The organism is Streptomyces sp. NBC_00988, assembly GCF_045162645.1.
Lineage (GTDB): Bacteria > Actinomycetota > Actinomycetes > Streptomycetales > Streptomycetaceae > Streptomyces.
Genome location: NZ_CP108730.1, coordinates 7355269 through 7380529, shown reverse-complemented (window position 1 = coordinate 7380529; position 25261 = coordinate 7355269). Strand labels below are relative to the sequence as shown.

The following is a 25261-nucleotide window of genomic DNA, read 5'->3' as shown; positions in this document are numbered from 1 at the left end:
GGGAGCCGACGATGAAGACCACCGAGTTCGCGCCGGAGGCCCTCGCCGGCCTGATCGGCTGCACGACCACCCAGGGCGTTCCCACGCTCTACGCCCCGCGCCAGGGCGGCGAGGTCACGGCCGGCCTCTTCTTCCGGGTGGGCCGCGCCGACGAGACCCTGGCGACGTCCGGGCTCACCCATCTCGTCGAGCATCTGGCCCTGCACCGGCTCCAGTTGACCGACCTGCACTACAACGGCGCGACGGCGAACGCGTACACCCTCTTCCACGCGACGGGCGACGAGGAGGAGGTCGTAGCGCACCTCAACAGTGTCTGCGCGGCCCTGCGCGAACTGCCGCTGGCGCGGCTGGACACCGAGCGGGAGATCCTGCGCACGGAGGCCGCGGGCCGCGCGAACGGCGCCAACTCCCAGCTCCCGCTGTGGCGTTACGGCGCTCAGGGCTACGGACTGTCCAGCTACAGCGAGTTGGGGACCTGGGGCGTGACGCCCGAGCAGGTCGGCGAGTGGGCGCGGACCCGTTTCACCCGTGAGAACGCGGTGTTGTGGATCACGAGCGAGTCCGTCCCGGAGGGCCTGGACCTCACCCTGCCGACGGGCACCCGTTTCCCGGCCCCCGCGGCCACGAGCGCGCTTCCGGCGACCCCCGCGTACTTCTGCGGCGAGGACGGCCAGGTGGTCCTGACCTCGGTCGTACGACGGTCGACGGCGGCCGCGGTCTTCGCGGACGTGCTGGGCCGGGCGCTCTTCCAGGACCTACGGCAGGAGGGCGGTTACTCCTACTCGGCGCAGGCCGACTACTCCCCGCGCGACACCGACTTCGCCACGCTCACCGCGTACGCCGACGCGCTGCCGACGAAGCAGGACGCGGTGGTCGGCGGCTTCGTCGACACCCTCGCCCGCCTCCGCAACGGCACCATCGCGCAGTCCGAGCTGGACTCCGTCCGCAACAAGAAACTCAAGGTGTACGACGTCCCGGACTTCGCCGCGGCCTCCCTCCCCGGATACGCCCTGGACCTCCTCCTCGGCCACCGCGTCCTCTCCCCCGCCGAGCAGCGGGCCGAGTTGGCGGCGGTCACGGTCGCGGACCTGCGCGAGGTGGCCCGCGAGGCGTGGGCGTCCGCCCTGCTCCAGGTCCCGGGCCACCGGGGCGCCGACTGGGCGGGCCTGACCCCGGCCCCGCAGTACTCCGGGACCACGGTCACGGGGAGCCGCCACCAGTCCCTGGAGAACGAGAACGTCACGCTGGTCATCGGCGAGGAGGGCGTGAGCGTCACGACCCCGCGCGGCGCGGTGACCATCGCCTACGACACCTGCGTGGCGATGACCACCCGCCCCGACGGAGCCCGCGGCCTCACGGGCCCCGACGGCTTCGCGGTCACCGTGGAACCGACGTTGTACCTCGACGTGACCCCGGACCGGATCGCGACGATCGACGCGGCGGTCCCGGAGACGGCGGTGGTACGGCTGCCGGCCCGCGCTCCGGAACGCATCCCGCGGCCGCGGCAGGGGACACCGCGGCCCCAGGCGTCCAAAGGCCCTGGACCGGCGACGTGGGTCCCGACGTGGCTCCGGACCATCGGCGGCTGGCTGCTCGCCGTGGTGGCGGCCGCGTGGGTCCTGCTCGGCGGATTCACGATCGTCCGCGCGATCATCGGGCCCGACGGGGACTTGGGTGGCGCCTTCGCCGTAGCCCTCATCGAGGTCCCACCGGTCATGCTCCTCCGGAGGCTGTACCTGGTGCATCGCGCGCGCCGACGGCGATGACCGGCCCGGCCTGATCCGGTCTGATCGGTCTGATCGGTCTGATCGGTCTGATCGGTCTGATCCGGCCGGGTCACGCGGCGTCGAGGGCTCCGGTGATCTTGCGGACCATCTCCAGCATGACGGGGCCGGGCTCGCCCTTCTTGGGCCGGACGGCCGCTTCGAGGGCGACGAGAACGGTGCCGCGGAAGTTGTCGGCCTCGGCCGGGTCCTGCTTCTTGAGCAGGCTCATGGCGGTGGTGAGGGCCGGCAGCACCTGGTCGGCGATCTCGGCCACGGACTTCCCGTTCAGGTTCGGGATCTTCGTGTTCTCGGCGAGCACGTACCCGACCGGCCCGGTCGCCGAGGCCAGCGCGAGGCTGCCCTGAGTGGCGATCCGGTGCGGCGAGCCGGTGGTGGCACCGGCGGCGGCCATGAGCGTGACGGCGCCGTACGCGGCGGTACGGAGGGTGAGCTTGTCCTGGTCGGTGAGGTTGATACCCACGGTGATGTGCTCCTTGGTTCGTCAGTTCCGCATCGGCTTCCTTCTGACACAGAGCCTGCGCGCACCCGGTTTCACGACGCCCTCAGCACGCTTTCAGCGGAGCGCAACTAGCCTGAAGCCCATGCATGTCGGCTACTTCTCCGGCAAGCAGAGGGACTGGGCCGCGCTGATGGATTCGGCGGCGCGGATGTTGGAGGAACGCGGTGCGCGGGTCGTGGGCCGGATCGTGCAGCGGCGGGGCGTCTCGGACGGCGGTGCCAAGAAGATGGCGTCGCCCTATTCCTCGCGAACTCTTCTGACGTACGGCAAGGTTCGCGAGGCGGCGACACTCTGCGAGCGGACGAACGCCGACGCGGCGGTCTTCGCGGGCTGCCTGACGCAACGTCAACGCCGGGTATTGACGGGGATGTTGGGCTGCCCGGCCGTAAGCCTTGCCGATGCCCTTACGTCCGCGGCTCAAAGACCCCGGCCAGGGCCACCCTCACGTTCCCGACCGGAGCCTTCACCCCCTTCAGGGAAGCCCTGAGGAGCGAGCCCTACTCCACCGTCACCGACTTCGCCAGGTTCCGAGGCTGATCCACCTCGTTCCCCCGAGCCGTAGCCAACTCACAGGCGAACACCTGCAACGGCACGGTAGCCACCAGCGGTTGCAGCAACGTCGGGGTGGCCGGGATCCGGATCAAGTGATCGGCATACGGGACGACCGTCTCGTCGCCCTCCTCCGCGATCACGATCGTCATCGCACCCCGCGCCCGGATCTCCTGGATGTTGGACACGATCTTGTCGTGCAGAACCGACCGCCCGCGAGATGACGGCACGACCACCACAACCGGCATGCCCTCCTCGATCAGAGCGATGGGCCCGTGCTTCAACTCCCCCGCCGCGAAGCCCTCGGCGTGCATGTACGCCAACTCCTTGAGTTTCAGGGCGCCTTCGAGGGCAACGGGATAACCGACATGCCGGCCCAGGAACAGCACGGTGTTCTTGGACGCCACCGATCGCGCCAACTCCCGTACCGGCTCCATGGTTTCCAGCACCCGCTCGACCTCACCGGAGATCTGCGACAGATCCCGGATGACGGCCTGGATCTCGTCGCCCCACTTCGTGCCCCGCACCTGACCGAGATACAGCGCGACCAGATAGCACGCCACCAGCTGCGTCAGGAACGCCTTCGTCGACGCCACGGCGACCTCGGGCCCGGCATGCGTGTACAGCACCGCGTCCGACTCCCGGGGAATCGTCGACCCGTTGGTGTTGCAGATCGCCAGGACTTTGGAGCCCTGCTCCCTCGCGTGCCGTAGGGCCATCAGCGTGTCCATCGTCTCGCCGGACTGGGAGATGGCGATGACCAGAGACCGCGCGCCCAGGATCGGATCCCGGTACCGGAACTCGCTCGCCAGCTCCACCTCGCAGGGGATCCGCGTCCAGTGCTCGATGGCGTACTTGGCGATCAGCCCGGCGTGGAAGGCCGTACCGCACGCGACGATGACGACCTTGTCGATCTCCCTCAACTCGTGGACGGGGATGCGGACTTCGTCCAGGGTCAGCAGGCCCACCGCGTCGATGCGGCCCAGCAACGTGTCGGCGACCGCCTTCGGCTGCTCGGCGATCTCCTTGAGCATGAAGTAGTCGTAGCCGCCCTTCTCCGCGGCGGACGCGTCCCAGTCGACGTGGTAGGAGCGGACCTCGGCCGGAGCCCCGTCGAAACCGGTGACCGTCACGCCGTCCCGGCGCAGCTCGACGACCTGGTCCTGCCCCAGCTCGATCGCGGAGCGCGTGTGGGCGATGAACGCGGCGACGTCGGAGGCGAGAAAGGCCTCCCCTTCCCCCACCCCGACGACGAGCGGCGAGTTCCGCCGCGCGCCCACGACCACGTCAGGCTCGTCCGCGTGCACGGCGACCAGCGTGAACGCGCCCTCCAGCCGCCGGCACACCTGCCGCATCGCCTCCGCCAGGTCCGCGCACCCCGAGAACTCCTCGGCCAGCAGATGCGCGACCACCTCGGTGTCCGTGTCGGAGGCGAGATCGTGCCCGCGCTCCGCCAACTCGGCCCGCAGACAGGCGAAGTTCTCGATGATGCCGTTGTGGACGACGGCCACGCGCCCCGCGTTGTCGAGATGGGGGTGGGCGTTCGCGTCCGTCGGCCCGCCGTGCGTGGCCCAGCGCGTGTGCCCGATGCCCGTCGACCCCGCCGGCAGCGGGCGGTCGACCAGCTCCTTCTCCAGATTGACGAGTTTCCCCGCCTTCTTGGCCGCCGCCAGCCCACCGTCCGCGAGCACGGCGACACCCGACGAGTCGTACCCCCGGTACTCCAGCCGCTTCAGCCCGGCCATCACCACATCAAGCGCCGACTGCGACCCCACGTATCCCACGATTCCGCACATGCGCCGCAGCCTAGGCGCCGAACCCCGTCCGAACACGGCACTCCGTGCCCGATTTCGGAAATTACGGCCATGATCGAGTACGGCTTCGCCTGCGTGCCCCATGAAGCCCTCGCGGCCCGAAACGAACTGCCAAGGCATACGGAACGATGTCCGGCCCACTACCCGCACCGAGCCCCACGACCACCCCGGAGACCCCATGACCCACCCCACGTGACGCACCCCACCCACCACCCCGTTCAAACTCCGTTAACAATGGACTGTGATCTCTCCGGTCTCCCCGATGCCCCGGAGCGCCCACCGGCACAAGCCGGAGGCGACTCCCTACGTCGACCTCACCCGAGCCGAGTGGAGCGCGCTGCGCGACAAGACGCCGCTGCCGCTCACCGCCGAGGAGGTCGAGAAGCTGCGCGGCCTGGGCGATGTCATCGACCTCGACGAGGTGCGTGACATCTACCTCCCGCTGTCCAGACTCCTCAACCTCTACGTCGGCGCCACGGACGGCCTCAGAAACGCCCTGAACACCTTCCTGGGCGAGCAGGGCTCCCAGTCCGGCACCCCGTTCGTCATAGGCGTCGCCGGCTCCGTGGCCGTAGGGAAGTCGACCGTCGCGCGCCTCCTCCAGGCGCTCCTCTCCCGCTGGCCCGAGCACCCCCGCGTCGAGCTGGTCACCACCGACGGGTTCCTGCTGCCCACGCGGGAGCTGGAGGCGCGCGGGCTCATGTCGCGCAAGGGCTTCCCCGAGTCGTACGACCGCCGCGCGCTCACCCGCTTCGTCGCCGACATCAAGGCCGGCAAGGACGAGGTCACCGCGCCCGTCTACTCCCACCTCATCTACGACATCGTCCCTGACCAGCGGCTCACGGTCCGGCGCCCCGACATCCTGATCGTCGAGGGGCTCAACGTGCTCCAGCCCGCGCTCCCCGGCAAGGACGGCCGGACCCGCGTCGGTCTCGCCGACTACTTCGACTTCAGTGTGTACGTCGACGCGAGCGCCGAGGACATCGAGCGCTGGTATCTGAACCGGTTCCGCAAGCTGCGCGCCACCGCGTTCCAGAACCCGGACTCGTACTTCCGCAAGTACACCCAGGTCTCCGAGGACGAGGCCGTCGACTACGCCCGCACCCTCTGGCGCACCATCAACAAGCCCAACCTGGTGGAGAACATCGCCCCCACCCGGGGCCGCGCCACCCTCGTCATCCGCAAGGGGACCGACCACAAGGTGCGACGGCTCAGCCTGCGCAAGCTGTAGCCCCGCAGACGTACAACCCCACACGCGACGCCTGTTAGAAAGGCGTCATGCTGCACCTGCGCCTCATCACCCCCGCCGACAAGACCGACGCCGTGGTCCAGCTCATCGAGACGACCGTCGGCACCGCACACCTCGTGGTCATGACCGGCGCCGCCCGCAGCCCCGCCGGCGACGTCGTCATGTGCGACGTCGCCCGCGAGGCCGGTGACGAACTCATCGGCGCGCTACGAGAGTTGGAGCTCGACCGGATCGGTTCCATCGCCGTCGAGAACATCGACCTGTCCCTGTCGGAGCGGGCGGACCAGGCCCAGGACGACGCGCCCGGCGAAGGCGCGGACGCCGTGCTGTGGGAGCACCTCGCCGACGCCACGCACGAGGAGTCCACCCTCACCGTCACCTACGTCGCGTTCCTGACCGTCGCCACCATGCTCGCGGCCTGCGGTGTGATGCTGGACAACGCGATCCTGATCGTGGGCGCGATGGCCGTAGGACCGGAGTTCGGGCCGCTCGCGGGGATCTCGACGGCGCTGGTGCGGAAGGCGCCGCACCTGGTCTGGCGGTCGCTGTGGGCGCTGCTCGCCGGGTTCGCGGCGGCCATGGTCCTTACGGTGGGCTTCAGTTGGCTGCTGGACACCCTCGGGCTCTTCGAGAAGTCCATGGTGGAGGCCTCGCGGCCGAACACCGCCTTCATCTGGAAGCCCGACTGGATGTCCTTCGTCGTGGCCTTCCTGGCCGGCATCGCGGGCACCCTGTCCCTGACGTCCGCCAAGTCCGGTGCCCTGATCGGCGTAGCGATCTCGGTGACGACCGTCCCGGCCGCCGCGAACGCCGCCGTCGCCTTCAGCTACCGCGACTACTCCCAGACGTGGGGCTCCACTTGGCAACTCCTCGCCAACCTCGGCGGCATCGTGCTGGCGGGCACGCTCACGCTGCTCGCCCAGAAGTGGTTCTGGGCCCGGCAGCGCGAGCGCACCGCTCAACTCGCCTAGCTGGACGCCGACTTCACGACGGCATCCGCCCAAGTCGCCTACCCGAGCGCCGACTTCACCGCGTCCGCCAACCGCCCCGCCACCGACCGCGCCTGGTCGATGTCGGCGGCCTCCACCATCACCCGCACCAACGGCTCGGTACCCGACGGACGCAGCAACACCCGCCCCGTGGAGCCGAGTTCACGCTCCGCCTCGGCGACCGCGGCGGCCAGGTCGGCAGAGGTGCCGACCCGTGTGCGGTCCACGTCGGGCACATTGATGAGCACCTGCGGCAGCCGCGTCATCACGGACGCGAGGTCCTTGAGCGTACGACCCGTGTCGGCGACCCGCGCCGCCAGCATCAGGCCGGTCAGCGTGCCGTCGCCGGTGGTCGCGTGGTCCAGGATGATCACATGGCCGGACTGCTCGCCGCCCAGCGCGTAGCCGTGCTCCTTCATCTCCTCCAGGACGTAGCGGTCGCCGACCGCGGTCTGGACGAGCGTCAGGCCCTCGCGCTCCATGGCCAGTTTGAAGCCGAGGTTCGACATGACGGTCGCGACGACGGTGTCGGAGCGCAGTGCGGAACGCTCCCGCATCGCCAGCGCGATCACGGCCATGATCTGGTCCCCGTCGACCTCTTCACCGGTGTGGTCCACGGCCAGGCAGCGGTCGGCGTCACCGTCGTGCGCGATGCCGAAGTCGGCGCCGTGCTCGACGACGGCGGCCTTGAGCAGACCCAGGTGGGTCGAGCCGCAACCGTCGTTGATGTTCAGCCCGTTGGGGTCCGTGCCGATCGTGATGACCTCGGCGCCGGCCCGCGAGAACGCCTCCGGGGAGACCCGGGCGGCGGCGCCGTGCGCCTCGTCGAGGACGATCTTCAGCCCGTCGAGCCGGTTCGGGAGCACGCCGATGAGGTGGGCGACGTACTGGTCGAAGCCCTCGCTGTAGTGCCGGACCCGGCCGACGCCCGAGCCGGTCGGGCGGTCCCAGGGGGCGCCGGTGCGGTGCTCGTCGTAGACCTTCTCGATCCGGTCCTCCAGCTCGTCGTCGAGCTTGTGCCCGCCGCGCGCGAGGAACTTCAGTCCGTTGTCGGGCATCGCGTTGTGGCTCGCGGAGAGCATCACTCCGAGGTCGGCGCCCAGCACACCGGTGAGATACGCCACCGCGGGGGTGGGCAGCACACCGACGAGCAGTACGTCCACTCCCGAGCTGGCCAGGCCCGCGACCACCGCGGCCTCCAGGAACTCCCCGGACGCGCGCGGGTCCCGCCCGACCACGGCCGTCGCCCGGTGGCCCGCGAAGGTGCCCGCCTCGGCGAGTACATGAGCCGCCGCGACGGAGAGTCCGAGGGCCATCTCGGCCGTCAGATCCACGTTGGCGACACCGCGCACGCCGTCCGTGCCGAAGAGTCGTCCCACTTGTCCTCCTGAGGAAGGCGAAAAGTCCTGCAAGGCCGAAGTCCCGCAGAGCTGAAGTCCTGCATTCCAGGCACACGATGCCTGATCATCCGATCACACAAGCCTTTGAGCGTCTTGTGCCGTTATACGCCCCCGGCTGTGATAAACGAACGCCCCGGCGGCACGAGTGGCGTGCCGCCGGGGCGTTCGGAGTACAGACCGCAGGCGCGATTTAGCGCTTGCTGTACTGCGGGGCCTTGCGGGCCTTCTTGAGACCGGCCTTCTTGCGCTCGACCGCGCGGTCGTCGCGACGAAGGTAACCGGCCTTCTTGAGGGCGGCGCGGTTGTTGTCCACGTCGGCCTCGTTCAGCGCGCGGGCCACGCCGAGGCGCAGGGCACCGGCCTGACCGGAGACGCCGCCACCCGAGATGCGGGCGATGACGTCGTAGCGGCCGTCGAGTTCGAGCACCTTGAAGGGCTCGTTGACTTCCTGCTGGTGGACCTTGTTCGGGAAGTAGTCCTCAAGCGTGCGCCCGTTGACCTTCCACTTGCCGGTGCCGGGCACGATGCGAACGCGCGCGATGGCGTTCTTGCGACGGCCCAGGCCGGCGGCCGGCTGCGGGTCGCCGAAGCGGCCGGCGAGCGACTCCGACGTGTACTCACCCTCGACGGGGACGTCGGACTCGGTGGTGTAGCTCTCGATGTCGACGAGCTCGGTCTCGGTCTCTTCGACCGGCTGCTCAACGGTGGTCTCGGCCACGGTTCTCCTCAGATTCTTTTCTGTCTTAGGGGGTGTGTGGCCGGAACTACTGCGCGACCTGGGTGATCTCGAACGGCACCGGCTGCTGGGCAGCGTGCGGGTGCTGGTCGCCCGAGTAGACCTTCAGCTTGCTGATCATCTGACGGCCCAGGGTGTTCTTGGGGATCATGCCCTTGATGGCCTTCTCGACGGCCTTCTCGGGGTTCTTCGCCAGCAGCTCGTCGTAACGGACGGAGCGCAGACCACCCGGGTAACCGGAGTGGCGGTACGCCAGCTTCTGGGTCTTCTTGTTGCCGGACAGGTGAACCTTGTCGGCGTTGATGATGATGACGAAGTCGCCCATGTCCATGTGCGGGGCATAGGTCGGCTTGTGCTTGCCGCGGAGGAGGTTCGCAGCAGTGGTAGCCAGACGGCCGAGGACGATGTCCTGGGCGTCGATGACGTGCCACTGGCGAGTCACATCGCCGGGCTTGGGGCTGTACGTACGCACTTCGCAGCCTTCTTCTTCAGTGGATGGGTGCTGACACATGGCATCACTGAAGCGATCGTGCAGCTGGGGACGACAATGGCCGGGGACGATGCCCGTATGCCGCCCACTGGTAACTGCTCCAGGGAACCTACGTAAGGGCCTCTCGCCTGAGGGCGACCAAACCGATACGCATAACAAACCGTAAGAGTACCCGCGCCGCCCCGGACGGGTCAAAACGGGGTCAGCACGACCAGAAGTGGGTGCGGAAAGCGACGGCGAAAGTACTTACCGTGACATCCCCAACGTCAGTCGCCACAGGCCTCATTGAGGCGCACCGGTACCGCCGTCGCCCCGTCTAGGATGCGACCCATGAGCTTCGGACAGGGGGGACCCCAGTCCCAGTGGGATCCCTGGAAACCCAATTCGCAGCAGCCGTGGGGCGGCAGCGTCGACGACGAGACCCCGGACTGGGCCGCGCTCGCCGACCAGGCGGAGACGCGCAACAGACGCAAGCGACTGCTGCTGATAGTCGGCGGCGCGCTCGCGACGGTGGCCGTCGGGACAGCCGTGGCCATGGCCGTCATGTCGGCGAACGACGACACGAGCGCGTCGGGCAAGCCCACGAACCTGCCCGCGAGCGCCTCCGTGCCCAGCGCCGACGCCACCTCGCCGTCCTTCGCGCCGACCAGCGCGCCCCCGCCGCTGGACCCCGAGGAGTTCATCTCCAGCAAGGCGAAGGACACGGCACCGCTCAGCCCGGCGACCCTCTTCCCGGGCACCCAGCTGACGGTCGCCTCGACGGTGTACAAGAAGGGCCCGACGGCCGACACCACGAACTGCGCCTCGGTCGCCTCGGGCACCCTCCCCAAGGTCCTCACCGCGAACGGCTGCACCCGCCTCATGCGGGTCTCGTACGTCAAGGACAACATCGCGGTCACGGTCGGTGTGGCCCTCTTCGACACCGAGGCACAGGCGACGAAGGCCAAGGGCCAGGCGGACACCAAGAGCGCCGTCAAGTCACTGTCCGGCAAGGGCGTCAAGGCCTTCTGCGACGGCGCGATCTGCCGTACGACGACCAACGCCTACGGCCGCTACGCCTACTTCACGGTCGCCGGCTTCACCAACGGCACGGACGTGACGGCGAAGGACACCAAGGTCTTCGCGATCGGTGACGACCTCGCCAAGTTCGCCTTCGACCAGATCCACGCCCGCGGCGCGGCACAGGCTTCGGCGGCGGCGCAGTAACAGGCTGGGGGCCACCGGGAGTTGGCGCCAGCGCGCCCACCCGGTCGGCCCTCAGTGCAGAGCCCCCCGCACCCGCCGGGCCAGCAACTGCCGCTCCGCCAGCCCCTCGTCGGCCGGATAGGCGACCTCCTCCAAGGTCAGCCCGTGCGGCCGTACGACATGCACGGCACTGTCCCGCACCCGCGCGTCCAGCACCTTCCGCGGCCACTCGGCGCCCCGGTGCCCGTCGCCGACGAACACCAACGCGCCCACCATGGACCGCACTTGGTTGTGGCAGAAGGCGTCGGCACGCACTTCGATCTCGACGACCCCGTCATCCCGCCGCCGCACCCCGAAGTCGAGAATCTCCCGAACGGTCGAAGCACCCTCACGCTTCTTCGCATAAGCGGCGAAGTCATGCTCCCCGACAAGGGACTTGGCAGCGGCGTCCATCACCTCGACGTCCAACTCCCAGTCGTGCCACAGCACATGGTTCCGCAGCAACGGATCCACGCCCCCCGGCCGATCCCCCACCCGGTACACATAGCGCCGCCACAGGGCCGCGAACCGCGCGTTGAAGCCCTCAGGGGCCTCCGCGACGCCCCACACCCGCACGTCCTTCGGCAACCGCCCCGCAAGCCGCTTCAGCAGCTTCTCGCGGTGCTCCGCCCACAGCTCCCCCGGCAGATCGACATGCGCCACCTGCCCCCGGGCATGCACCCCGGCATCGGTCCGCCCGGCCACGGTCAGGTCGTACGCCGCCGCCCCCGACCGCGTCACCGTCCGCAACGCGTCCTCGACCTCCCCCTGCACGGTCCGCCGCCCCCCGGCCTGCTTGGCCCACCCGGAGAACGCGGTCCCGTCGTAGGAGAGGTCGAGTCGTACGCGTACGAACCCGGCCGCTACTTCATCACTCACACCGAGATCCTTTCAGGTACACAAAAGCGGGCCCGTCCCAAGAAGGAACGGGCCCACTGAAGCGCCCCGTCAGGGGCGCGGGGAACTACGCGACCAGCCACAGCGGACCGGCAGCCAAGAACGGTGTTACGCGTCCTTGGACTCTTCGTCGGCCTCAACCGGCTTGGCGTCCTCGACGACCTCGACCGGGGCAGCAGCCTCGGTGTCCTTCGCGGCACGCTTGGTGGCGGCCTCGGCCTCACCCGTCGCAGCCTGTGCGACAGTCAGCGCCTCGACCAGCTCGATGACGGCCATGGGCGCGTTGTCGCCACGACGGTTACCGATCTTGGTGATACGGGTGTAGCCACCGGGACGGTTCTCGTAGCGCGGGCCGATCTCGGTGAAGAGCGTGTGGACGATGCTCTTGTCCGTGATCACCTGAAGCACCTGACGGCGGTTGTGAAGGTCGCCCTTCTTGCCCTTGGTGATCAGACGCTCGGCGTACGGCCGCAGCTTGCGGGCCTTCGCCTCGGTGGTGGTGATACGGCCGTGCTCGAAAAGCGACTTCGCGAGGTTCGCGAGGAGCAGCTTCTCGTGCGAGGCACTGCCGCCCAGACGGGCGCCCTTGGTGGGCTTCGGCATTTCTTTCTCCTTGGTATCTGCCCCGGCCGTATCAGGTACCGGGGTCAGGACCCGGCGAGCGGATGCTCACCGGCAACAACCGATCAGTACTGCTCGGTCTCCACGAAACCCGCGTCCACGTCGTCGTCGGCGCCGAAGGCGTCGGCAGCGGCCGTCGGGTCGAATCCGGGCGGGCTGTCCTTCAGGGCCAGGCCCATGCCGGCCAGCTTCGCCTTGACCTCGTCGATGGACTTCGCACCGAAGTTGCGGATGTCCAGGAGGTCGGCCTCGGAACGAGCCACGAGCTCACCCACGGAGTGGATGCCCTCGCGCTTGAGGCAGTTGTACGACCGAACGGTGAGCTCAAGCTCCTCGATCGGCAGGGCGAGATCAGCGGCAAGGGCGGCGTCCGTCGGGGACGGGCCCATGTCGATGCCCTCGGCGTCGATGTTCAGCTCGCGGGCGAGACCGAACAGCTCGACCAGGGTCTTGCCCGCGGACGCCATGGCGTCGCGCGGCCGCATGGCCTGCTTCGTCTCGACGTCGACGATGAGCTTGTCGAAGTCGGTCCGCTGCTCGACACGCGTGGCCTCGACCTTGTACGTGACCTTCAGCACCGGGCTGTAGATGGAGTCGACCGGGATACGGCCGATCTCCTGGCCCACCTGCTTGTTCTGCACGGCGGAGACGTAACCGCGGCCACGCTCGACCGTGAGCTCCATCTCCAGCTTGCCCTTGCCGTTGAGCGTGGCGAGGACGAGGTCGGGGTTGTGCACCTCGACACCGGCCGGGGGCGCGATGTCGGCGGCGGTGACCAGACCCGGACCCTGCTTGCGCAGGTACATCACAACGGGCTCGTCGTGCTCGGAGGAGACGACCAGCTGCTTGATGTTGAGGATCAGGTCGGTGACGTCCTCCTTGACGCCCGGCACGGTGGTGAACTCGTGCAGGACACCGTCGATCCGGATGCTGGTGACAGCGGCACCGGGGATCGAGGAGAGGAGCGTACGACGCAGGGAGTTGCCGAGGGTGTAGCCGAAGCCCGGCTCCAGCGGCTCGATCACGAACCGGGAGCGGAATTCGTCGACGACCTCTTCGGTCAACGAGGGGCGCTGAGCGATCAGCATGAAGTGAGTCCTTCAGTCATGGACACCCACTATTTGATGTCCGACTAGTACTGCAAGGGTACGGGCGGCACAGCCCCGAAAGGCCATACCGCCCGAAACCTGAGACAACCGTGCGTCAGACGCGGCGGCGCTTCGGCGGACGGCAGCCGTTGTGCGGGGTGGGGGTGACGTCCTGGATGGAGCCGACCTCAAGGCCAGTGGCCTGGAGGGAGCGGATCGCGGTCTCGCGACCGGAGCCCGGGCCCTTCACGAAGACGTCAACCTTGCGCATGCCGTGCTCCTGCGCGCGACGGGCGGCCGACTCGGCGGCCATCTGCGCGGCGAAGGGGGTGGACTTGCGCGAGCCCTTGAAGCCGACGTGGCCGGCGGAGGCCCAGGAGATCACGTTGCCCGCGGGGTCCGTGATCGAAACGATCGTGTTGTTGAACGTGCTCTTGATGTGCGCGTGGCCGTGAGCGACGTTCTTCTTTTCCTTGCGGCGCACCTTCTTGGCAGCGCCCTGACGACCCTTGGGGGGCATCTATTACTCCTACGGGGAGGTGGTCGGTCCTACAGCGAAGACCGCTGGTGAAGCGTTGTCCGCTGCGGACTACTTCTTGCCCGGCTTCTTCTTGCCGGCGATGGCGCGACGCGGACCCTTGCGGGTACGAGCGTTCGTGCTGGTGCGCTGACCGCGTACGGGCAGACCACGACGGTGACGGAGACCCTGGTAGCAGCCGATCTCCACCTTGCGGCGGATGTCGGCCTGGATCTCGCGACGGAGGTCACCCTCGGTCTTGATGTTGGCGTCGACGTACTCACGAATCGCGACGAGCTGCTCTTCCGAGAGGTCGCGAACGCGGGTGTTGGGGTCGATGCCGGTCTCGGCCAGCGTCAGCTGGGAAAGGGTCCGACCAATGCCGAACACGTAGGTGAGGGCGACCTCCACGCGCTTTTCGCGCGGGATGTCGACACCGGAAACGCGTGCCATTCAATGGCTCCAGTTGATCTTCGGAGGTCTTCCGCAGAACCGGATCCCAGCCGCCGGCCTCTTCCGTGGAAGATTTGGTACGACGTGGGTCCCCAGCCTCCGAGCCGGGGGTGTCGGGCGCCTACTACGCCCGGGTCCTGCGTATGAACATGTATTGCTCGCGTCGCGCGAAACTCTGCGAAAAGCTGCAGAGGGAAGGTCGTGCGTCAGCCCTGGCGCTGCTTGTGGCGCGGGTTCTCGCAGATGACCATGACCCGACCGTGACGGCGGATCACCCTGCACTTGTCGCAGATCTTCTTGACGCTCGGCTTGACCTTCATTGGTGAGGTTCTCCGGGTCAGTTGCCTTCGGCGCCGCTTGCGCGGAACCCGGGCAAGATCTACTTGTAGCGGTAGACGATCCGGCCACGCGTCAGGTCGTACGGAGACAGCTCCACCACGACCCGGTCGTCAGGGAGGATGCGGATGTAGTGCATACGCATCTTGCCGCTGATGTGTGCCAGGACCTGGTGGCCGTTCTGGAGCTCCACCTTGAACATGGCGTTCGGGAGAGACTCGACGACAGTGCCTTCGATCTCGATGGCACCTTGCTTCTTGGCCACGCTTCGCCCTTCGAATCGACTACCTTGATCGACTCGGTGCGTTCCCCTTGCGGGGTGCATGCGGACATGCGGGTGCACGAGAGCCGACGAGTCAGTCTACGTCAGGCCACTCGGAAAGACGAATCGAGGAAGAATGCCCCGGAGGGGAGATCGTTAAGCACCGGGCACCTGTAATGCCCTGTTTTTACGGGCGCGGAGCTGTGGCATTCGCGGCTCCGCGTGGGCGCGACCAGCCCCCACCGACCGTCGGACGGACGACTACGCGAGCGGATCCGGCGCAGCCGTGATTCCATACTCGGCCAGCTTCGCCTTACCGCCATCAGGAGCCGTCAGCACGAGCGGCCCCTCCTCCGTCAGAGCGACCGAGTGCTCCCAGTGGGACGACCAGGTCCCGTCCGTCGTGATGACCGTCCAGTCGTCCGAGAGGACCTCGGTCTTCGGGGTCCCCAGGGACACCATCGGCTCGATGGCGAGGCAGAACCCCGGCACCAGCTTCGGCCCCTTGCCCCGCCGCTTCTCGACGTAGTTCAACAGGTGCGGGTCCATGTGCATCTCGGTACCGATGCCGTGACCGCCGTAGTCCTCGACGATCCCGTACTTGCCCCCACCCGGCTTCGGCTGCCGACGGATGTACGTCTCGATGGCACGGGAGATGTCGACGAGCCGATTCCCCAGCTTCATCGCGGCGATCCCGGCCCACATCGACCCCTCGGTCACCCGCGACAGCTCAAGAAGCTCCGGGGCGTGCCCCGAGCCCACGAACGCCGTGTACGCCGCGTCCCCGTGCCAGCCGTCGATGATCGCGCCGCAGTCGATGGAGATGATGTCGCCGTCCTTCAGCACCACCTCCTCGGAGGGGATGCCGTGGACGACGACCTCGTTCACCGAGGTGCAGATCGTCGCGGGGAAGCCGCCGTAGCCGAGGAAGTTCGGCTTCGCGTTGTGGTCGGCGAGGACCTTGCGGGCGACCTCGTCCAGATCCTTCGTGCTGGCGCCGGGTACGGCCGCCTCACGCGTGGCCGCGTGGATCGCGGCGACGACCAGCCCCGCCTCGCGCATCTTGGCGATCTGCTCGGGGGTCTTGATCTGCACCATGGGGGCCTGCGCTCTCCGTCTTCCGCGACACAAAGGAATGGCCGTACACAAAGGCCGTACCAAAATAGCTGTACACAACAGTACGACCGCGGCGCCCCTGCGGGCACCGCGGCCGGATCTGCTTGATGACTACTTCGCGCTCTCGTCCTCGCGCTGCAGCGCGTCCAGCGCCCGCTGCGTGATCTCGTCCACCGGACCGAGCGAGGAGATCGTGACCACCAGGCCCTGGGCCTTGTAGTAGTCGATGATCGGCTCGGTCTGCGTGTGGTAGACCTCCAGGCGGGTGCGGACCGTGTCCTCGGAGTCGTCGTCGCGCTGGTAGAGCTCGCCGCCGCAGACGTCACAGACGCCGTCCTGCTTCGGCGGGCTGTACGTCACGTGGAAGACGTGACTGGAGTCCTTGCGGCAGATGCGGCGGCCGGCGATGCGCTTGACCACCTCGTCCTCGGAGACCTCCAGGTCGAGGACCGCGTCCAGCTTGATGTCCTCGGTCTTCAGCAGCTCGTCCAGCGCCTCGGCCTGCGACACGTTGCGCGGGAAACCGTCCAGCAGGAAGCCGTTGACGGCGTCCGGCTGCTCCATGCGGTCCTTGGCCATCGCGATGGTGACCTCGTCCGGGACCAGGTTGCCCGCGTCCATGTAGGACTTCGCCAGTTTGCCGAGTTCCGTGGCCTGACTGATGTTGGCACGGAAGAGGTCGCCCGTGGAGATGTGCGGGATGTGCAGCGTCTTGGCGAGGCGCACAGCCTGCGTTCCCTTACCGGCACCCGGCGGCCCGACGAGGACGATTCGCATCAGCGGAGGAACCCTTCGTAATTGCGCTGCTGGAGCTGGCTCTCGATCTGCTTCACCGTCTCAAGACCGACACCCACGATGATCAGGATGCTGGTCCCGCCGAACGGGAAGTTGCCGCTTGCGTTGAAACCGACCAACGCCATCGTCGGTACGAGAGCGATCAGACCCAGATACAGCGAACCCGGCCAGGTGATCCGGTTGAGTACGTAACTCAGGTACTCAGCGGTGGGCCGGCCAGCCCGGATGCCCGGGATGAAGCCACCATACTTCTTCATGTTGTCCGCGACTTCCTCGGGGTTGAACGAGATCGCCACGTAGAAGAACGCGAAGAAAACGATCAGCAGGAAGTAGCTGACCAGGTAAATCGGGTGGTCACCCTTGGTCAGGTTGGTCTGGATCCAGGTCTTCCAGGTGGACGTACTGCCGGAGAACTGAGCGACCAGAGCCGGGATGTAGAGCAGCGACGACGCGAAGATGACCGGAATCACACCGGCCTGATTGACCTTCAGCGGGATGTAGGTCGACGTACCGCCGTAGGAACGGCGGCCGATCATGCGCTTCGCGTACTGGACCGGGATCCTGCGCTGGGCCTGCTCGACGAAGACCACGAGGCCGACCATCACCAGGCCGACGAGGATGACGGTGCCGAACTCGATCCAGCCGCCGGCCAGCGTGCCCTGCTTCTTGATGGCCCACAGCGCGGACGGGAAGGTCGCGGCGATCGAGATGAACATGAGGATCGACATGCCGTTGCCGATGCCGCGGTCGGTGATGAGCTCGCCGAGCCACATCACGACGCAGGTGCCGGCGGTCATGCAGACCACCATGGTGATGGTGGTGAAGATCGACTGGTCCGGGACGATCTGATTCGCCGTCGGGCAGCCCGAGAAGAGGGCGCCGCTGCGGGCGGTGGCCACCAGACCGGTGCCCTGGAGGATGGCGAGCGCCACGGTCAGATAACGCGTGTACTGCGTGATCTTCGACGTACCGGCCTGCCCCTCCTTCTTGAGGGCTTCCAGACGCGGGATCACCACGGTCAGCAGCTGCAGAATGATGCTCGCCGTGATGTACGGCATGATGCCGAGCGCGAAGATCGTGATCTGGAGCAGCGCGCCACCGCTGAACATGTTGACCAGACCGAACAGACCCTGGTTGCCGTTCGAGACGTCGATACAGGTCTGGACGCTCTTGTAATCGACGCCTGGGATCGGGATGTGCGTACCGACTCGATACACCACGATGATGGCGAGCGTGAAGAGCAGCTTCTTGCGCAGGTCGGGTGTCCTGAACGCCCGGGCGAACGCGGTGAGCACGGTGCCTCCTGCGACCCCCGCGTGTGCGCGCGTGAGGTGACGACTAAGTGTGGTTGATGGCCTGTGGAACGAGATTACGGCATGCCAAGACGACGCTGGGTACCAGCCGCACAGCCTACCTACATCAACGCCCCTAGGGGATACCGATCGAACGTCCCATGAGTCACGACTACTGAAAAAACGGCCGGGGTTGGCCCTCCAGAGAGGGCCAACCCCGGCCGCTGATGCTGACGTTGGTCAGACTCGGTCCGAAAGATCAGACGAGCTCGGTGACCGTACCGCCCGCGGCAGTGATCTTCTCCTTGGCGGAGCCGGAGACGGCGTCAACCGAAACCTGCAGCGCCACGGAGATCTCGCCCTGGCCGAGCACCTTGACGAGGCTGTTCTTGCGAACGGCACCCTTGGCGACGAGACCCTCTACGGTGACCTCGCCACCCTCGGGGTACAGCGCGCCCAGCTTGTCGAGGTTCACGACCTGGAACTCGGTCTTGAACGGGTTACGGAAACCCTTCAGCTTCGGGAGACGCATGTGGAGGGGCATCTGGCCACCCTCGAAGCGCTCCGGAACCTGGTAACGGGCCTTCGTGCCCTTGGTTCCACGACCGGCCGTCTTACCCTTCGACGCCTCACCACGACCCACACGGGTCTTGGCGGTCTTGGCGCCCGGGGCGGGACGGAGGTTGTGGATCTTGAGCGGGTTGTTCTCCGCCATGATCAGTCGACCTCCTCAACCGTCACGAGGTGGCGGACGGTGTGCACCATTCCGCGGAACTCGGGGCGGTCCTCCTTGACGACCACGGTGTTGATCCCCTTGAGACCAAGCGACCGCAGCGTGTCACGGTGGTTCTGCTTGCTGCCGATGTACGACTTCGTCTGCGTGACCTTGAGGCGAGCCATTACGCACCCGCCCCGGCACGTGCACGAAGAAGAGCCGCGGGGGCGACGTCCTCAAGGGGCAGACCGCGGCGGGCCGCGATCTCCTCGGGACGCTGCAGGCCCTTGAGGGCCGCCACGGTCGCGTGCACGATGTTGATCGCGTTGGACGAACCGAGCGACTTCGACAGGATGTCGTGAACGCCGGCGCACTCCAGGACAGCACGCACCGGGCCACCGGCGATGACGCCGGTACCGGGGGAAGCAGGCTTGAGCAGGACGACGCCCGCGGCCTTCTCGCCCGTGATCGGGTGCGGGATGGTGCCCTGGATACGGGGGACCTTGAAGAAGTGCTTCTTGGCCTCTTCAACACCCTTGGCGATCGCGGCCGGCACCTCCTTGGCCTTGCCGTAACCGACACCGACGGTGCCGTCACCGTCGCCCACCACGACGAGCGCGGTGAAGCTGAAGCGACGACCACCCTTGACAACCTTGGCGACGCGGTTGATCGCGACTACGCGCTCAACGTACGCGGTCTTCTCGGCGGCAGCAGCGCCGCCGTCACGGCCCTTCCGGTCCCGCCGCTCGCCGCCACCGGCACCGCTTCCACGGCGCTGGGGTCCAGCCATTGGATTACCTCTCTCTTTCCGCTAGCTACGGAAGCGACTAGAACTTCAGTCCGGCTTCGCGGGCGGCGTCCGCCAGGGCGGCGATGCGCCCCGCGTACTGATTGCCGCCACGGTCGAATACGACAGCCTCGACACCGGCGGCCTTGGCGCGCTCGGCGACCAGGGCGCCGACCGACTTGGCCTGCGCGGACTTGTCGCTCTCGCCGCCGCGGATCGAGGTGTCCAGGGTCGACGCCGACGCCAGGGTGTGACCCTTGATGTCGTCGATGACCTGGGCCACGATGTGGCGGTTGGAGCGGGTCACGACCAGGCGCGGACGCTCAGCCGTACCGGAAATGTGCTTCCGGATGCGGATGTGACGACGCTTGATGGCAGCACGCTTGTAAGCGTCGCCCTTAGCGATCTTCGTACCGTATGCCATGGCTTACTTACCCGCCTTTCCGACCTTGCGTCGGATGACTTCGCCCTCGTACTTGACGCCCTTGGCCTTGTACGGGTCGGGCTTGCGCAGCTTGCGGATGTTGGCCGCAACCTCGCCGACCTTCTGCTTGTCGATGCCCTCGACCGAGAAGTGCGTCGGGTTCTCGACCTTGAACGAGATGCCCTCGGGCGCCTCGACCGTGATCGAGTGGCTGTAGCCGAGCGCGAACTCAAGGGTGGAACCCTTGGCCGCGACGCGGTAACCGACACCACTGATTTCGAGCTTCTTCACGTAACCCTCGGTCACGCCGGTGATCATGTTCGCCACCAGCGTGCGGGACAGGCCATGCAGGGCCTTGTTCTGACGCTCGTCGTTGGGGCGGGTGACGCTGAGCACGCCGTCCTCACCCTTGGCGATGTCGATCGGCGCTGCGACGGTGTGGGTCAGCGAGCCCTTGGGGCCCTTGACCGAGACCGTACGGCCGTCGATGGTGACGTCCACGCCGGCGGGAACCGTGATGGGGAGCTTGCCAATACGCGACATAGCTTCTTCCGTTTCCCTTCCGCTACCAGACGTAGGCGAGAACTTCTCCGCCTACGCCCTTCTTGCCGGCCTGCTTGTCGGTGAGGAGACCGTGCGACGTGGAGATGATCGCCACGCCGAGGCCACCGAGCACCTTGGGCAGGGAGGTGGACTTCGCGTAAACCCGGAGACCGGGCTTGGAGATCCGCTTGATGCCCGCGATGGAGCGCTCACGGTTCGGGCCGAACTTCAGCTCGAGGACGAGGTTCTTGCCGACCTCGGCGTCCTCGACCTTCCAGCCCGTGATGAAGCCCTCCTGCTGGAGGATCTCCGCGATGTGAGACTTGATCTTCGATGCCGGCATCGTCACGGAGTCGTGGTATGCCGAGTTCGCGTTCCGCAGACGCGTAAGCATGTCTGCGATCGGATCAGTCATGGTCATGAATTGGCCTTCGGCCTCTCTCGCCGGGGTTTCCTGGTGCCCATCCCTCTCCTCGATCCGAGACGAGGCGGGTGCGGTGCGGTGGACCTACGGCGTAGTAAGTCGTATGGGCGGCAATCAGGCGCCCAACCCTCCTAGCCTATGCCATGGAGGGGTGGGCACCTGACCGTGCCCTCTGCTTACCGAGAGCTTCGGGAGTCCGGAAGTACCGGACTACCAGGAGCTCTTGGTCACGCCCGGCAGCTCGCCACGGTGAGCCATCTCACGAAGGCACACGCGGCACAGGCCGAACTTGCGGTACACGGAGTGCGGACGGCCGCAGCGCTGGCAGCGCGTGTAGCCACGTACTCCGAACTTGGGCTTACGAGCAGCCTTGGCAATCAGAGCCTTCTTCGCCATCTCGCTTACGCCTCCTTGAAGGGGAAGCCGAGGTGACGGAGAAGGGCACGGCCTTCGGCGTCGTTGGTCGCCGTGGTCACCACGGTGATGTCCATACCCCGGACGCGGTCGATCTTGTCCTGGTCGATCTCGTGGAACATGACCTGCTCGGTGAGACCGAAGGTGTAGTTGCCACGACCGTCGAACTGCTTGGGAGACAGACCACGGAAGTCGCGGATGCGCGGAAGCGCGAGCGACAGGGTGCGGTCCAGGAACTCCCACATGCGGTCGCCACGGAGCGTGACGTGGGCACCGATCGGCTGACCCTCACGCAGCTTGAACTGCGCGATGGACTTGCGGGCCTTGGTGATGGCCGGCTTCTGACCGGTGATCGTGGTCAGGTCGCGGACGGCACCGTCCATGAGCTTGGAGTCACGGGCGGCGTCGCCGACACCCATGTTCACCACGATCTTGACGAGGCCGGGGATCTGCATGACGTTCTCGTAGGAGAACTCCTCACGCAGCTTGCCCGTGATCTCCTCGCGGTACTTCGTCTTGAGGCGCGGGCTGGTGGTGGTAGTCATCAGATGTCCTCACCCGTCCGCTTGGCAACGCGAACCTTGTTGCCCTCGTCGTCGAAGCGGTAGCCGACACGCGTGACGACCTTGTTGCCGTCCTTCTCAACGACCAGCTGGACGTTGGAGACGTGGACGGGCGCCTCGGTCGTGACGATGCCGCCGGCCTGCGAACCCTTGGCGGTGGGGCCGGCCTTGGTGTGCTTCTTGACCCGGTTGACACCCTCGACCAGGACGCGGTCCTCGCGGGGGTAGGCCGCAATGACCTTGCCCTGCTTGCCCTTGTCCTTGCCGGTGATGACCTGAACCGTGTCACCCTTCTTGATCTTCATGCTTACAGCACCTCCGGAGCCAGCGAGATGATCTTCATGAACTTCTTCTCGCGCAGCTCGCGCCCGACCGGGCCGAAGATGCGGGTACCACGAGGGTCGCCGTCGTTCTTCAGAATGACGGCGGCGTTCTCGTCGAAGCGGATGTACGAGCCGTCCGGACGGCGGCGCTCCTTCACGGTGCGAACGATGACCGCCTTGACGACGTCACCCTTCTTCACGTTGCCACCGGGGATCGCGTCCTTGACGGTGGCGACGATGACGTCACCGATGCCCGCGTAGCGGCGACCGGAGCCACCGAGCACACGGATGCAAAGGATTTCCTTCGCACCAGTGTTGTCGGCGACGCGCAGTCGCGACTCCTGCTGGATCACGTCTATCTCCTGATCGTCTGCCGGTTCCCCAACGGGGTCGATTTCTCGACCCCGTTGGAGCCTGGCGGAACTGACCTGCGGGTTTGCCCGCAGGCCGCATTCATTGGAATTCCCTTGCGGGAATTACCTACTTGGCCTTTTCGAGGATCTCGACGATGCGCCAGCGCTTCGTCGAGGACAGCGGACGCGTCTCCATGAGGAGGACGCGGTCGCCGACGCCTGCGGCGTTCTGCTCGTCGTGGGCCTTGAGCTTGTTCGTACGGCGGATGACCTTGCCGTACAGCGCGTGCTTCACACGGTCCTCGACAGCGACGACGACGGTCTTGTCCATCTTGTCGCTGACGACGAGACCCTCACGGGTCTTGCGGAAGCCGCGGCTCGCGGTCTGCTCTTCAGTCACGTTGCTCTCGCTCATCAGGCGCTCTCCACCGTCTCGATGCCCAGCTCGCGCTCACGCATCAGGGTGTAGATCCGCGCGATGTCCTTCCGGACGGCCTTGAGCCGACCGTGGTTCTCGAGCTGACCGGTCGCCGCCTGGAAGCGGAGGTTGAACAGCTCTTCCTTGGCTTCGCGGAGCTTCGCGAGAAGCTCCTCGTCACCCAGTTCGCGCAGCTCGGACGCCTTGGTACCGGCCGACATCACGCTTCACCTGCCTCGCGCTTGACGATCCGGCACTTCATCGGCAGCTTGTGCGCTGCGCGAGTGAGGGCCTCACGGGCGATCTTCTCGTTGGGGTAGGACAGCTCGAACATGACCCGGCCCGGGTGCACGTTCGCGATCCACCACTCGGGAGAACCCTTACCGGAACCCATGCGGGTCTCGGCAGGCTTCTTCGTGAGCGGGCGGTCCGGGTAGATGTTGATCCAGACCTTGCCGCCACGCTTGATGTGGCGGGTCATCGCGATACGGGCGGCCTCGATCTGGCGGTTCGTCACGTACGCCGGCGTGAGGGCCTGAATGCCGTACTCGCCGAACGAAACCTGCGTACCGCCCTTGGCCTGACCACGGCGCTTGGGGTGGTGCTGCTTGCGGTGCTTGACCCTACGGGGGATCAGCATTTCGGTCAGGCCTCCGTTCCACCGGTAGAAGAGGGCGCGGCCTCGACCGGAGCGGCAGCCGCCGGAGCCTCGGCCTTGGGGGCCTCGGCAACGGGAGCAGCCTGCTGCGGCTTGCGGCCACGGCCGCCACGCTCGCCACCGCGGCCACCGCCGCGGGCCGGGCGGTCGCCGCCCGGGCCGCCACCGCGAGCCGGGCGGTTACCCGCACGGGCAGCGGCGTTCTCGGCGCGGACCTCGGCGATGTTCTTGACGTCGCCCTTGTAGATCCAGACCTTCACACCGATACGGCCGAAGGTCGTCTTGGCCTCGAAGAAGCCGTAGTCGACGTTCGCGCGGAGCGTGTGCAGGGGCACGCGGCCCTCGCGGTAGAACTCCGAGCGGGACATCTCGGCGCCGCCGAGGCGACCGCCGCACTGGATCTTGATGCCCTTGGCGCCGGCCTTCATCGCCGACTGCATGCTCTTACGCATGGCGCGGCGGAAGGAGACGCGGGAGGACAGCTGCTCGGCGACGGCCTGGGCCACCAGCTGAGCGTCCGTCTCCGGGTTCTTGACCTCAAGGATGTTGAGCTGGACCTGCTTGCCGGTCAGCTTCTCCAGGTCGCCGCGGATGCGGTCGGCCTCGGCGCCGCGGCGGCCGATGACGATGCCCGGGCGAGCGGTGTGGATGTCCACACGCACGCGGTCACGGGTGCGCTCGATCTCAACCTTCGAGATGCCGGCGCGCTCCATGCCGGACGTCATCATCCGACGGATGGCGACGTCTTCCTTGACGTAGTCCTTGTACAGCTTGTCGGCGTACCACCGGGACTTGAAGTCCGTGGTGATGCCGAGCCGGAACCCGTGCGGGTTAACCTTCTGGCCCATTACCGGGTTCCTTCCTTGCTGCTGACGACCACGGTGATGTGGCTGGTCCGCTTGCGGATCCGGTAGGCGCGGCCCTGGGCACGCGGCCGGAACCGCTTCAGGGTCGGACCCTCGTCGACGTACGCCTCGGAAATGACGAGGCTGCCGGCGTCGGTGTGGTCGTAGTTGTGTGCCGCGTTGGCAATGGCGCTGTCCAGCACCTTGCCGACGGGCACGCTCGCGGCCTGCGGGGCGAAACGCAGGACCGCCTGAGCCTCCGTGGCGTCCATGCCACGGATGAGGTCCACCACGCGGCGGGCCTTCATGGGCGTGACGCGGATGTACCGCGCCTGGGCCCTGGCTTCCATGGTTGTCCCTTCAGTGTTTGTCATGGTCGGTCGCCCCGCGCTAGCGGCGCTTCGACTTCCGGTCGTCCTTGACGTGACCCCGGAAGGTGCGCGTCGGCGAGAACTCGCCGAGCTTGTGGCCGACCATCGACTCGGTGACAAACACCGGGATGTGGGTCTTGCCGTTGTGCACCGCGATCGTGTGGCCGAGCATGGCCGGGACGATCATCGAGCGGCGGGACCAGGTCTTGATGACGTTCTTGGAGCCGGCCTCGTTCTGTACGTCCACCTTCTTGATGAGGTGGCCGTCGACGAAGGGCCCCTTCTTGAGACTGCGCGGCATCTAAACCC

The 25261-nt window shown here is 67.1% G+C and carries 35 protein-coding genes; 4 read left to right on the top strand and 31 right to left on the bottom strand.

Features of this window, described 5'->3' with window-relative positions; genetic code table 11:
* The first annotated feature begins 11 nt into the window (after positions 1-11).
* Positions 12-1766: a M16 family metallopeptidase gene (locus OG496_RS34105; RefSeq protein WP_405973633.1), complete on the top strand. Its 1755-nt coding sequence runs from the start codon at positions 12-14 to the stop codon at positions 1764-1766.
* 70 nt (positions 1767-1836) lie between these two features.
* On the opposite strand, the gene OG496_RS34100 is transcribed toward OG496_RS34105, so the two are convergent.
* Both OG496_RS34100 and glmS read right to left on the bottom strand, forming a co-directional pair.
* Complete coding sequence (locus tag OG496_RS34100; RefSeq protein ID WP_366489178.1) at positions 1837-2247, bottom strand: hypothetical protein; 411 nt, start codon at positions 2245-2247, stop codon at positions 1837-1839.
* 536 nt (positions 2248-2783) lie between these two features.
* Positions 2784-4631, bottom strand: coding sequence for a glutamine--fructose-6-phosphate transaminase (isomerizing) (glmS, locus tag OG496_RS34095; protein ID WP_405973632.1), 1848 nt, complete (start codon positions 4629-4631; stop codon positions 2784-2786).
* A 280-nt stretch (positions 4632-4911) separates the two neighbouring features.
* Between glmS and coaA the strand changes: the two genes are divergently transcribed.
* Complete coding sequence (gene coaA / locus OG496_RS34090) at positions 4912-5880, top strand: type I pantothenate kinase (protein WP_405973631.1); 969 nt, start codon at positions 4912-4914, stop codon at positions 5878-5880.
* Positions 5881-5927: 47 nt separating this feature from the next.
* The gene (locus tag OG496_RS34085; protein ID WP_405973630.1) at positions 5928-6869 is read left to right on the top strand and encodes a DUF389 domain-containing protein; all 942 of its coding nucleotides are present in this window, start codon (positions 5928-5930) and stop codon (positions 6867-6869) included.
* 38 nt (positions 6870-6907) lie between these two features.
* Here OG496_RS34085 and glmM read toward each other — a convergent pair whose 3' ends face one another.
* The 3 genes from glmM to rplM all read right to left on the bottom strand — a co-directional run bounded on the left by glmM (position 6908) and on the right by rplM (position 9495).
* A complete protein-coding gene (gene glmM, locus OG496_RS34080; protein ID WP_366489173.1) occupies positions 6908-8266 on the bottom strand; it encodes a phosphoglucosamine mutase in 1359 nt (452 codons plus the stop codon).
* 211 nt (positions 8267-8477) lie between these two features.
* On the bottom strand, positions 8478-9005 hold the full coding sequence (rpsI, locus tag OG496_RS34075; RefSeq protein WP_019055538.1) for a 30S ribosomal protein S9: 528 nt from the start codon (positions 9003-9005) through the stop codon (positions 8478-8480).
* Positions 9006-9051: 46 nt separating this feature from the next.
* Entirely contained in the window at positions 9052-9495 is a 444-nt protein-coding gene (rplM, locus tag OG496_RS34070; RefSeq protein WP_013001400.1) for a 50S ribosomal protein L13, read from the bottom strand.
* Between the two features lie 348 nt (positions 9496-9843).
* On the opposite strand from rplM, the gene OG496_RS34065 reads away from it, so the two are divergent.
* The gene (locus tag OG496_RS34065; RefSeq protein ID WP_366489171.1) at positions 9844-10719 is read left to right on the top strand and encodes a hypothetical protein; all 876 of its coding nucleotides are present in this window, start codon (positions 9844-9846) and stop codon (positions 10717-10719) included.
* 51 nt (positions 10720-10770) lie between these two features.
* Here OG496_RS34065 and truA read toward each other — a convergent pair whose 3' ends face one another.
* From truA to rpsS, 26 genes are all read right to left on the bottom strand, one after another.
* Entirely contained in the window at positions 10771-11616 is an 846-nt protein-coding gene (gene truA, locus OG496_RS34060) for a tRNA pseudouridine(38-40) synthase TruA (protein WP_405973629.1), read from the bottom strand.
* 126 nt (positions 11617-11742) lie between these two features.
* Positions 11743-12237, bottom strand: coding sequence for a 50S ribosomal protein L17 (gene rplQ / locus OG496_RS34055; RefSeq protein ID WP_399386568.1), 495 nt, complete (start codon positions 12235-12237; stop codon positions 11743-11745).
* A gap of 83 nt (positions 12238-12320) precedes the next feature.
* A complete protein-coding gene (locus OG496_RS34050) occupies positions 12321-13343 on the bottom strand; it encodes a DNA-directed RNA polymerase subunit alpha (RefSeq protein ID WP_019055532.1) in 1023 nt (340 codons plus the stop codon).
* Positions 13344-13458: 115 nt separating this feature from the next.
* The gene (gene rpsK, locus OG496_RS34045; protein WP_006376016.1) at positions 13459-13863 is read right to left on the bottom strand and encodes a 30S ribosomal protein S11; all 405 of its coding nucleotides are present in this window, start codon (positions 13861-13863) and stop codon (positions 13459-13461) included.
* A gap of 69 nt (positions 13864-13932) precedes the next feature.
* A complete protein-coding gene (rpsM, locus tag OG496_RS34040; protein WP_019055531.1) occupies positions 13933-14313 on the bottom strand; it encodes a 30S ribosomal protein S13 in 381 nt (126 codons plus the stop codon).
* 206 nt (positions 14314-14519) lie between these two features.
* Complete coding sequence (gene rpmJ / locus OG496_RS34035) at positions 14520-14633, bottom strand: 50S ribosomal protein L36 (protein ID WP_003998809.1); 114 nt, start codon at positions 14631-14633, stop codon at positions 14520-14522.
* 59 nt (positions 14634-14692) lie between these two features.
* Entirely contained in the window at positions 14693-14914 is a 222-nt protein-coding gene (gene infA / locus OG496_RS34030; protein ID WP_003948620.1) for a translation initiation factor IF-1, read from the bottom strand.
* A 258-nt stretch (positions 14915-15172) separates the two neighbouring features.
* The gene (gene map / locus OG496_RS34025) at positions 15173-16009 is read right to left on the bottom strand and encodes a type I methionyl aminopeptidase (RefSeq protein ID WP_363099496.1); all 837 of its coding nucleotides are present in this window, start codon (positions 16007-16009) and stop codon (positions 15173-15175) included.
* A gap of 129 nt (positions 16010-16138) precedes the next feature.
* Positions 16139-16804 carry an adenylate kinase gene (locus OG496_RS34020; protein ID WP_026150164.1) on the bottom strand — a complete coding sequence of 222 codons (666 nt, stop codon included), beginning with the start codon at positions 16802-16804 and terminating at the stop codon, positions 16139-16141.
* On the bottom strand, positions 16804-18117 hold the full coding sequence (secY, locus tag OG496_RS34015) for a preprotein translocase subunit SecY (RefSeq protein WP_366489166.1): 1314 nt from the start codon (positions 18115-18117) through the stop codon (positions 16804-16806). Before secY ends, OG496_RS34020 begins: the two co-directional genes overlap by 1 nt.
* Before the next feature lie 256 nt (positions 18118-18373).
* Complete coding sequence (gene rplO / locus OG496_RS34010; RefSeq protein ID WP_019055527.1) at positions 18374-18829, bottom strand: 50S ribosomal protein L15; 456 nt, start codon at positions 18827-18829, stop codon at positions 18374-18376.
* A 2-nt stretch (positions 18830-18831) separates the two neighbouring features.
* Positions 18832-19014 carry a 50S ribosomal protein L30 gene (rpmD, locus tag OG496_RS34005; RefSeq protein WP_006376032.1) on the bottom strand — a complete coding sequence of 61 codons (183 nt, stop codon included), beginning with the start codon at positions 19012-19014 and terminating at the stop codon, positions 18832-18834.
* Positions 19014-19619, bottom strand: a complete 606-nt coding sequence (rpsE, locus tag OG496_RS34000) for a 30S ribosomal protein S5 (RefSeq protein ID WP_006376045.1) — start codon at positions 19617-19619, stop codon at positions 19014-19016. Before rpsE ends, rpmD begins: the two co-directional genes overlap by 1 nt.
* 37 nt (positions 19620-19656) lie before the next feature.
* Positions 19657-20040, bottom strand: coding sequence for a 50S ribosomal protein L18 (gene rplR / locus OG496_RS33995; RefSeq protein WP_019055526.1), 384 nt, complete (start codon positions 20038-20040; stop codon positions 19657-19659).
* A gap of 3 nt (positions 20041-20043) precedes the next feature.
* Positions 20044-20583, bottom strand: a complete 540-nt coding sequence (gene rplF, locus OG496_RS33990) for a 50S ribosomal protein L6 (protein ID WP_019055525.1) — start codon at positions 20581-20583, stop codon at positions 20044-20046.
* Positions 20584-20605: 22 nt separating this feature from the next.
* Positions 20606-21004, bottom strand: a complete 399-nt coding sequence (gene rpsH, locus OG496_RS33985; protein ID WP_013001411.1) for a 30S ribosomal protein S8 — start codon at positions 21002-21004, stop codon at positions 20606-20608.
* Between the two features lie 213 nt (positions 21005-21217).
* On the bottom strand, positions 21218-21403 hold the full coding sequence (locus OG496_RS33980) for a type Z 30S ribosomal protein S14 (RefSeq protein WP_003948630.1): 186 nt from the start codon (positions 21401-21403) through the stop codon (positions 21218-21220).
* Positions 21404-21408: 5 nt separating this feature from the next.
* Complete coding sequence (gene rplE / locus OG496_RS33975; RefSeq protein WP_327401912.1) at positions 21409-21966, bottom strand: 50S ribosomal protein L5; 558 nt, start codon at positions 21964-21966, stop codon at positions 21409-21411.
* Positions 21966-22289: a 50S ribosomal protein L24 gene (gene rplX / locus OG496_RS33970; protein ID WP_019055522.1), complete on the bottom strand. Its 324-nt coding sequence runs from the start codon at positions 22287-22289 to the stop codon at positions 21966-21968. The genes rplE and rplX overlap by 1 nt, the downstream gene beginning before the upstream one ends.
* Positions 22290-22291: 2 nt before the next feature.
* A complete protein-coding gene (gene rplN / locus OG496_RS33965; protein ID WP_003998823.1) occupies positions 22292-22660 on the bottom strand; it encodes a 50S ribosomal protein L14 in 369 nt (122 codons plus the stop codon).
* A gap of 127 nt (positions 22661-22787) precedes the next feature.
* On the bottom strand, positions 22788-23075 hold the full coding sequence (gene rpsQ, locus OG496_RS33960) for a 30S ribosomal protein S17 (protein ID WP_019055521.1): 288 nt from the start codon (positions 23073-23075) through the stop codon (positions 22788-22790).
* Positions 23075-23299, bottom strand: a complete 225-nt coding sequence (rpmC, locus tag OG496_RS33955) for a 50S ribosomal protein L29 (protein ID WP_003998824.1) — start codon at positions 23297-23299, stop codon at positions 23075-23077. The genes rpsQ and rpmC overlap by 1 nt, the downstream gene beginning before the upstream one ends.
* Entirely contained in the window at positions 23299-23718 is a 420-nt protein-coding gene (rplP, locus tag OG496_RS33950) for a 50S ribosomal protein L16 (RefSeq protein WP_010986348.1), read from the bottom strand. Before rplP ends, rpmC begins: the two co-directional genes overlap by 1 nt.
* 5 nt (positions 23719-23723) lie before the next feature.
* Positions 23724-24584, bottom strand: coding sequence for a 30S ribosomal protein S3 (rpsC, locus tag OG496_RS33945; RefSeq protein ID WP_405973628.1), 861 nt, complete (start codon positions 24582-24584; stop codon positions 23724-23726).
* Positions 24584-24931, bottom strand: coding sequence for a 50S ribosomal protein L22 (gene rplV / locus OG496_RS33940; RefSeq protein WP_006604878.1), 348 nt, complete (start codon positions 24929-24931; stop codon positions 24584-24586). Before rplV ends, rpsC begins: the two co-directional genes overlap by 1 nt.
* Positions 24932-24971: 40 nt before the next feature.
* Complete coding sequence (gene rpsS, locus OG496_RS33935) at positions 24972-25253, bottom strand: 30S ribosomal protein S19 (protein ID WP_019055518.1); 282 nt, start codon at positions 25251-25253, stop codon at positions 24972-24974.
* Positions 25254-25261 lie beyond the last annotated feature (8 nt).

Bases quoted from the DNA above. Each gene is read 5' to 3' on its own strand.
- OG496_RS34105 (WP_405973633.1), top strand. From the start codon at position 12: ATGAAGACCACCGAGTTCGCGCCGGAGGCCCTCGCCGGCCTGATCGGC.
- glmS (WP_405973632.1), bottom strand. From the start codon at position 4,631: ATGTGCGGAATCGTGGGATACGTGGGGTCGCAGTCGGCGCTTGATGTG.
- coaA (WP_405973631.1), top strand. From the start codon at position 4,912: ATGCCCCGGAGCGCCCACCGGCACAAGCCGGAGGCGACTCCCTACGTC.
- OG496_RS34085 (WP_405973630.1), top strand. From the start codon at position 5,928: ATGCTGCACCTGCGCCTCATCACCCCCGCCGACAAGACCGACGCCGTG.
- OG496_RS34065 (WP_366489171.1), top strand. From the start codon at position 9,844: ATGAGCTTCGGACAGGGGGGACCCCAGTCCCAGTGGGATCCCTGGAAA.
- rplQ (WP_399386568.1), bottom strand. From the start codon at position 12,237: ATGCCGAAGCCCACCAAGGGCGCCCGTCTGGGCGGCAGTGCCTCGCAC.
- OG496_RS34050 (WP_019055532.1), bottom strand. From the start codon at position 13,343: ATGCTGATCGCTCAGCGCCCCTCGTTGACCGAAGAGGTCGTCGACGAA.
- rpsK (WP_006376016.1), bottom strand. From the start codon at position 13,863: ATGCCCCCCAAGGGTCGTCAGGGCGCTGCCAAGAAGGTGCGCCGCAAG.
- rpsM (WP_019055531.1), bottom strand. From the start codon at position 14,313: ATGGCACGCGTTTCCGGTGTCGACATCCCGCGCGAAAAGCGCGTGGAG.
- rpmJ (WP_003998809.1), bottom strand. From the start codon at position 14,633: ATGAAGGTCAAGCCGAGCGTCAAGAAGATCTGCGACAAGTGCAGGGTG.
- map (WP_363099496.1), bottom strand. From the start codon at position 16,009: ATGGTGCAGATCAAGACCCCCGAGCAGATCGCCAAGATGCGCGAGGCG.
- OG496_RS34020 (WP_026150164.1), bottom strand. From the start codon at position 16,804: ATGCGAATCGTCCTCGTCGGGCCGCCGGGTGCCGGTAAGGGAACGCAG.
- rplO (WP_019055527.1), bottom strand. From the start codon at position 18,829: ATGGCGGAGAACAACCCGCTCAAGATCCACAACCTCCGTCCCGCCCCG.
- rpmD (WP_006376032.1), bottom strand. From the start codon at position 19,014: ATGGCTCGCCTCAAGGTCACGCAGACGAAGTCGTACATCGGCAGCAAG.
- rpsE (WP_006376045.1), bottom strand. From the start codon at position 19,619: ATGGCTGGACCCCAGCGCCGTGGAAGCGGTGCCGGTGGCGGCGAGCGG.
- rplR (WP_019055526.1), bottom strand. From the start codon at position 20,040: ATGGCATACGGTACGAAGATCGCTAAGGGCGACGCTTACAAGCGTGCT.
- rplF (WP_019055525.1), bottom strand. From the start codon at position 20,583: ATGTCGCGTATTGGCAAGCTCCCCATCACGGTTCCCGCCGGCGTGGAC.
- rpsH (WP_013001411.1), bottom strand. From the start codon at position 21,004: ATGACCATGACTGATCCGATCGCAGACATGCTTACGCGTCTGCGGAAC.
- OG496_RS33980 (WP_003948630.1), bottom strand. From the start codon at position 21,403: ATGGCGAAGAAGGCTCTGATTGCCAAGGCTGCTCGTAAGCCCAAGTTC.
- rplE (WP_327401912.1), bottom strand. From the start codon at position 21,966: ATGACTACCACCACCAGCCCGCGCCTCAAGACGAAGTACCGCGAGGAG.
- rplX (WP_019055522.1), bottom strand. From the start codon at position 22,289: ATGAAGATCAAGAAGGGTGACACGGTTCAGGTCATCACCGGCAAGGAC.
- rpsQ (WP_019055521.1), bottom strand. From the start codon at position 23,075: ATGAGCGAGAGCAACGTGACTGAAGAGCAGACCGCGAGCCGCGGCTTC.
- rpmC (WP_003998824.1), bottom strand. From the start codon at position 23,299: ATGTCGGCCGGTACCAAGGCGTCCGAGCTGCGCGAACTGGGTGACGAG.
- rplP (WP_010986348.1), bottom strand. From the start codon at position 23,718: ATGCTGATCCCCCGTAGGGTCAAGCACCGCAAGCAGCACCACCCCAAG.
- rpsC (WP_405973628.1), bottom strand. From the start codon at position 24,584: ATGGGCCAGAAGGTTAACCCGCACGGGTTCCGGCTCGGCATCACCACG.
- rplV (WP_006604878.1), bottom strand. From the start codon at position 24,931: ATGGAAGCCAGGGCCCAGGCGCGGTACATCCGCGTCACGCCCATGAAG.
- rpsS (WP_019055518.1), bottom strand. From the start codon at position 25,253: ATGCCGCGCAGTCTCAAGAAGGGGCCCTTCGTCGACGGCCACCTCATC.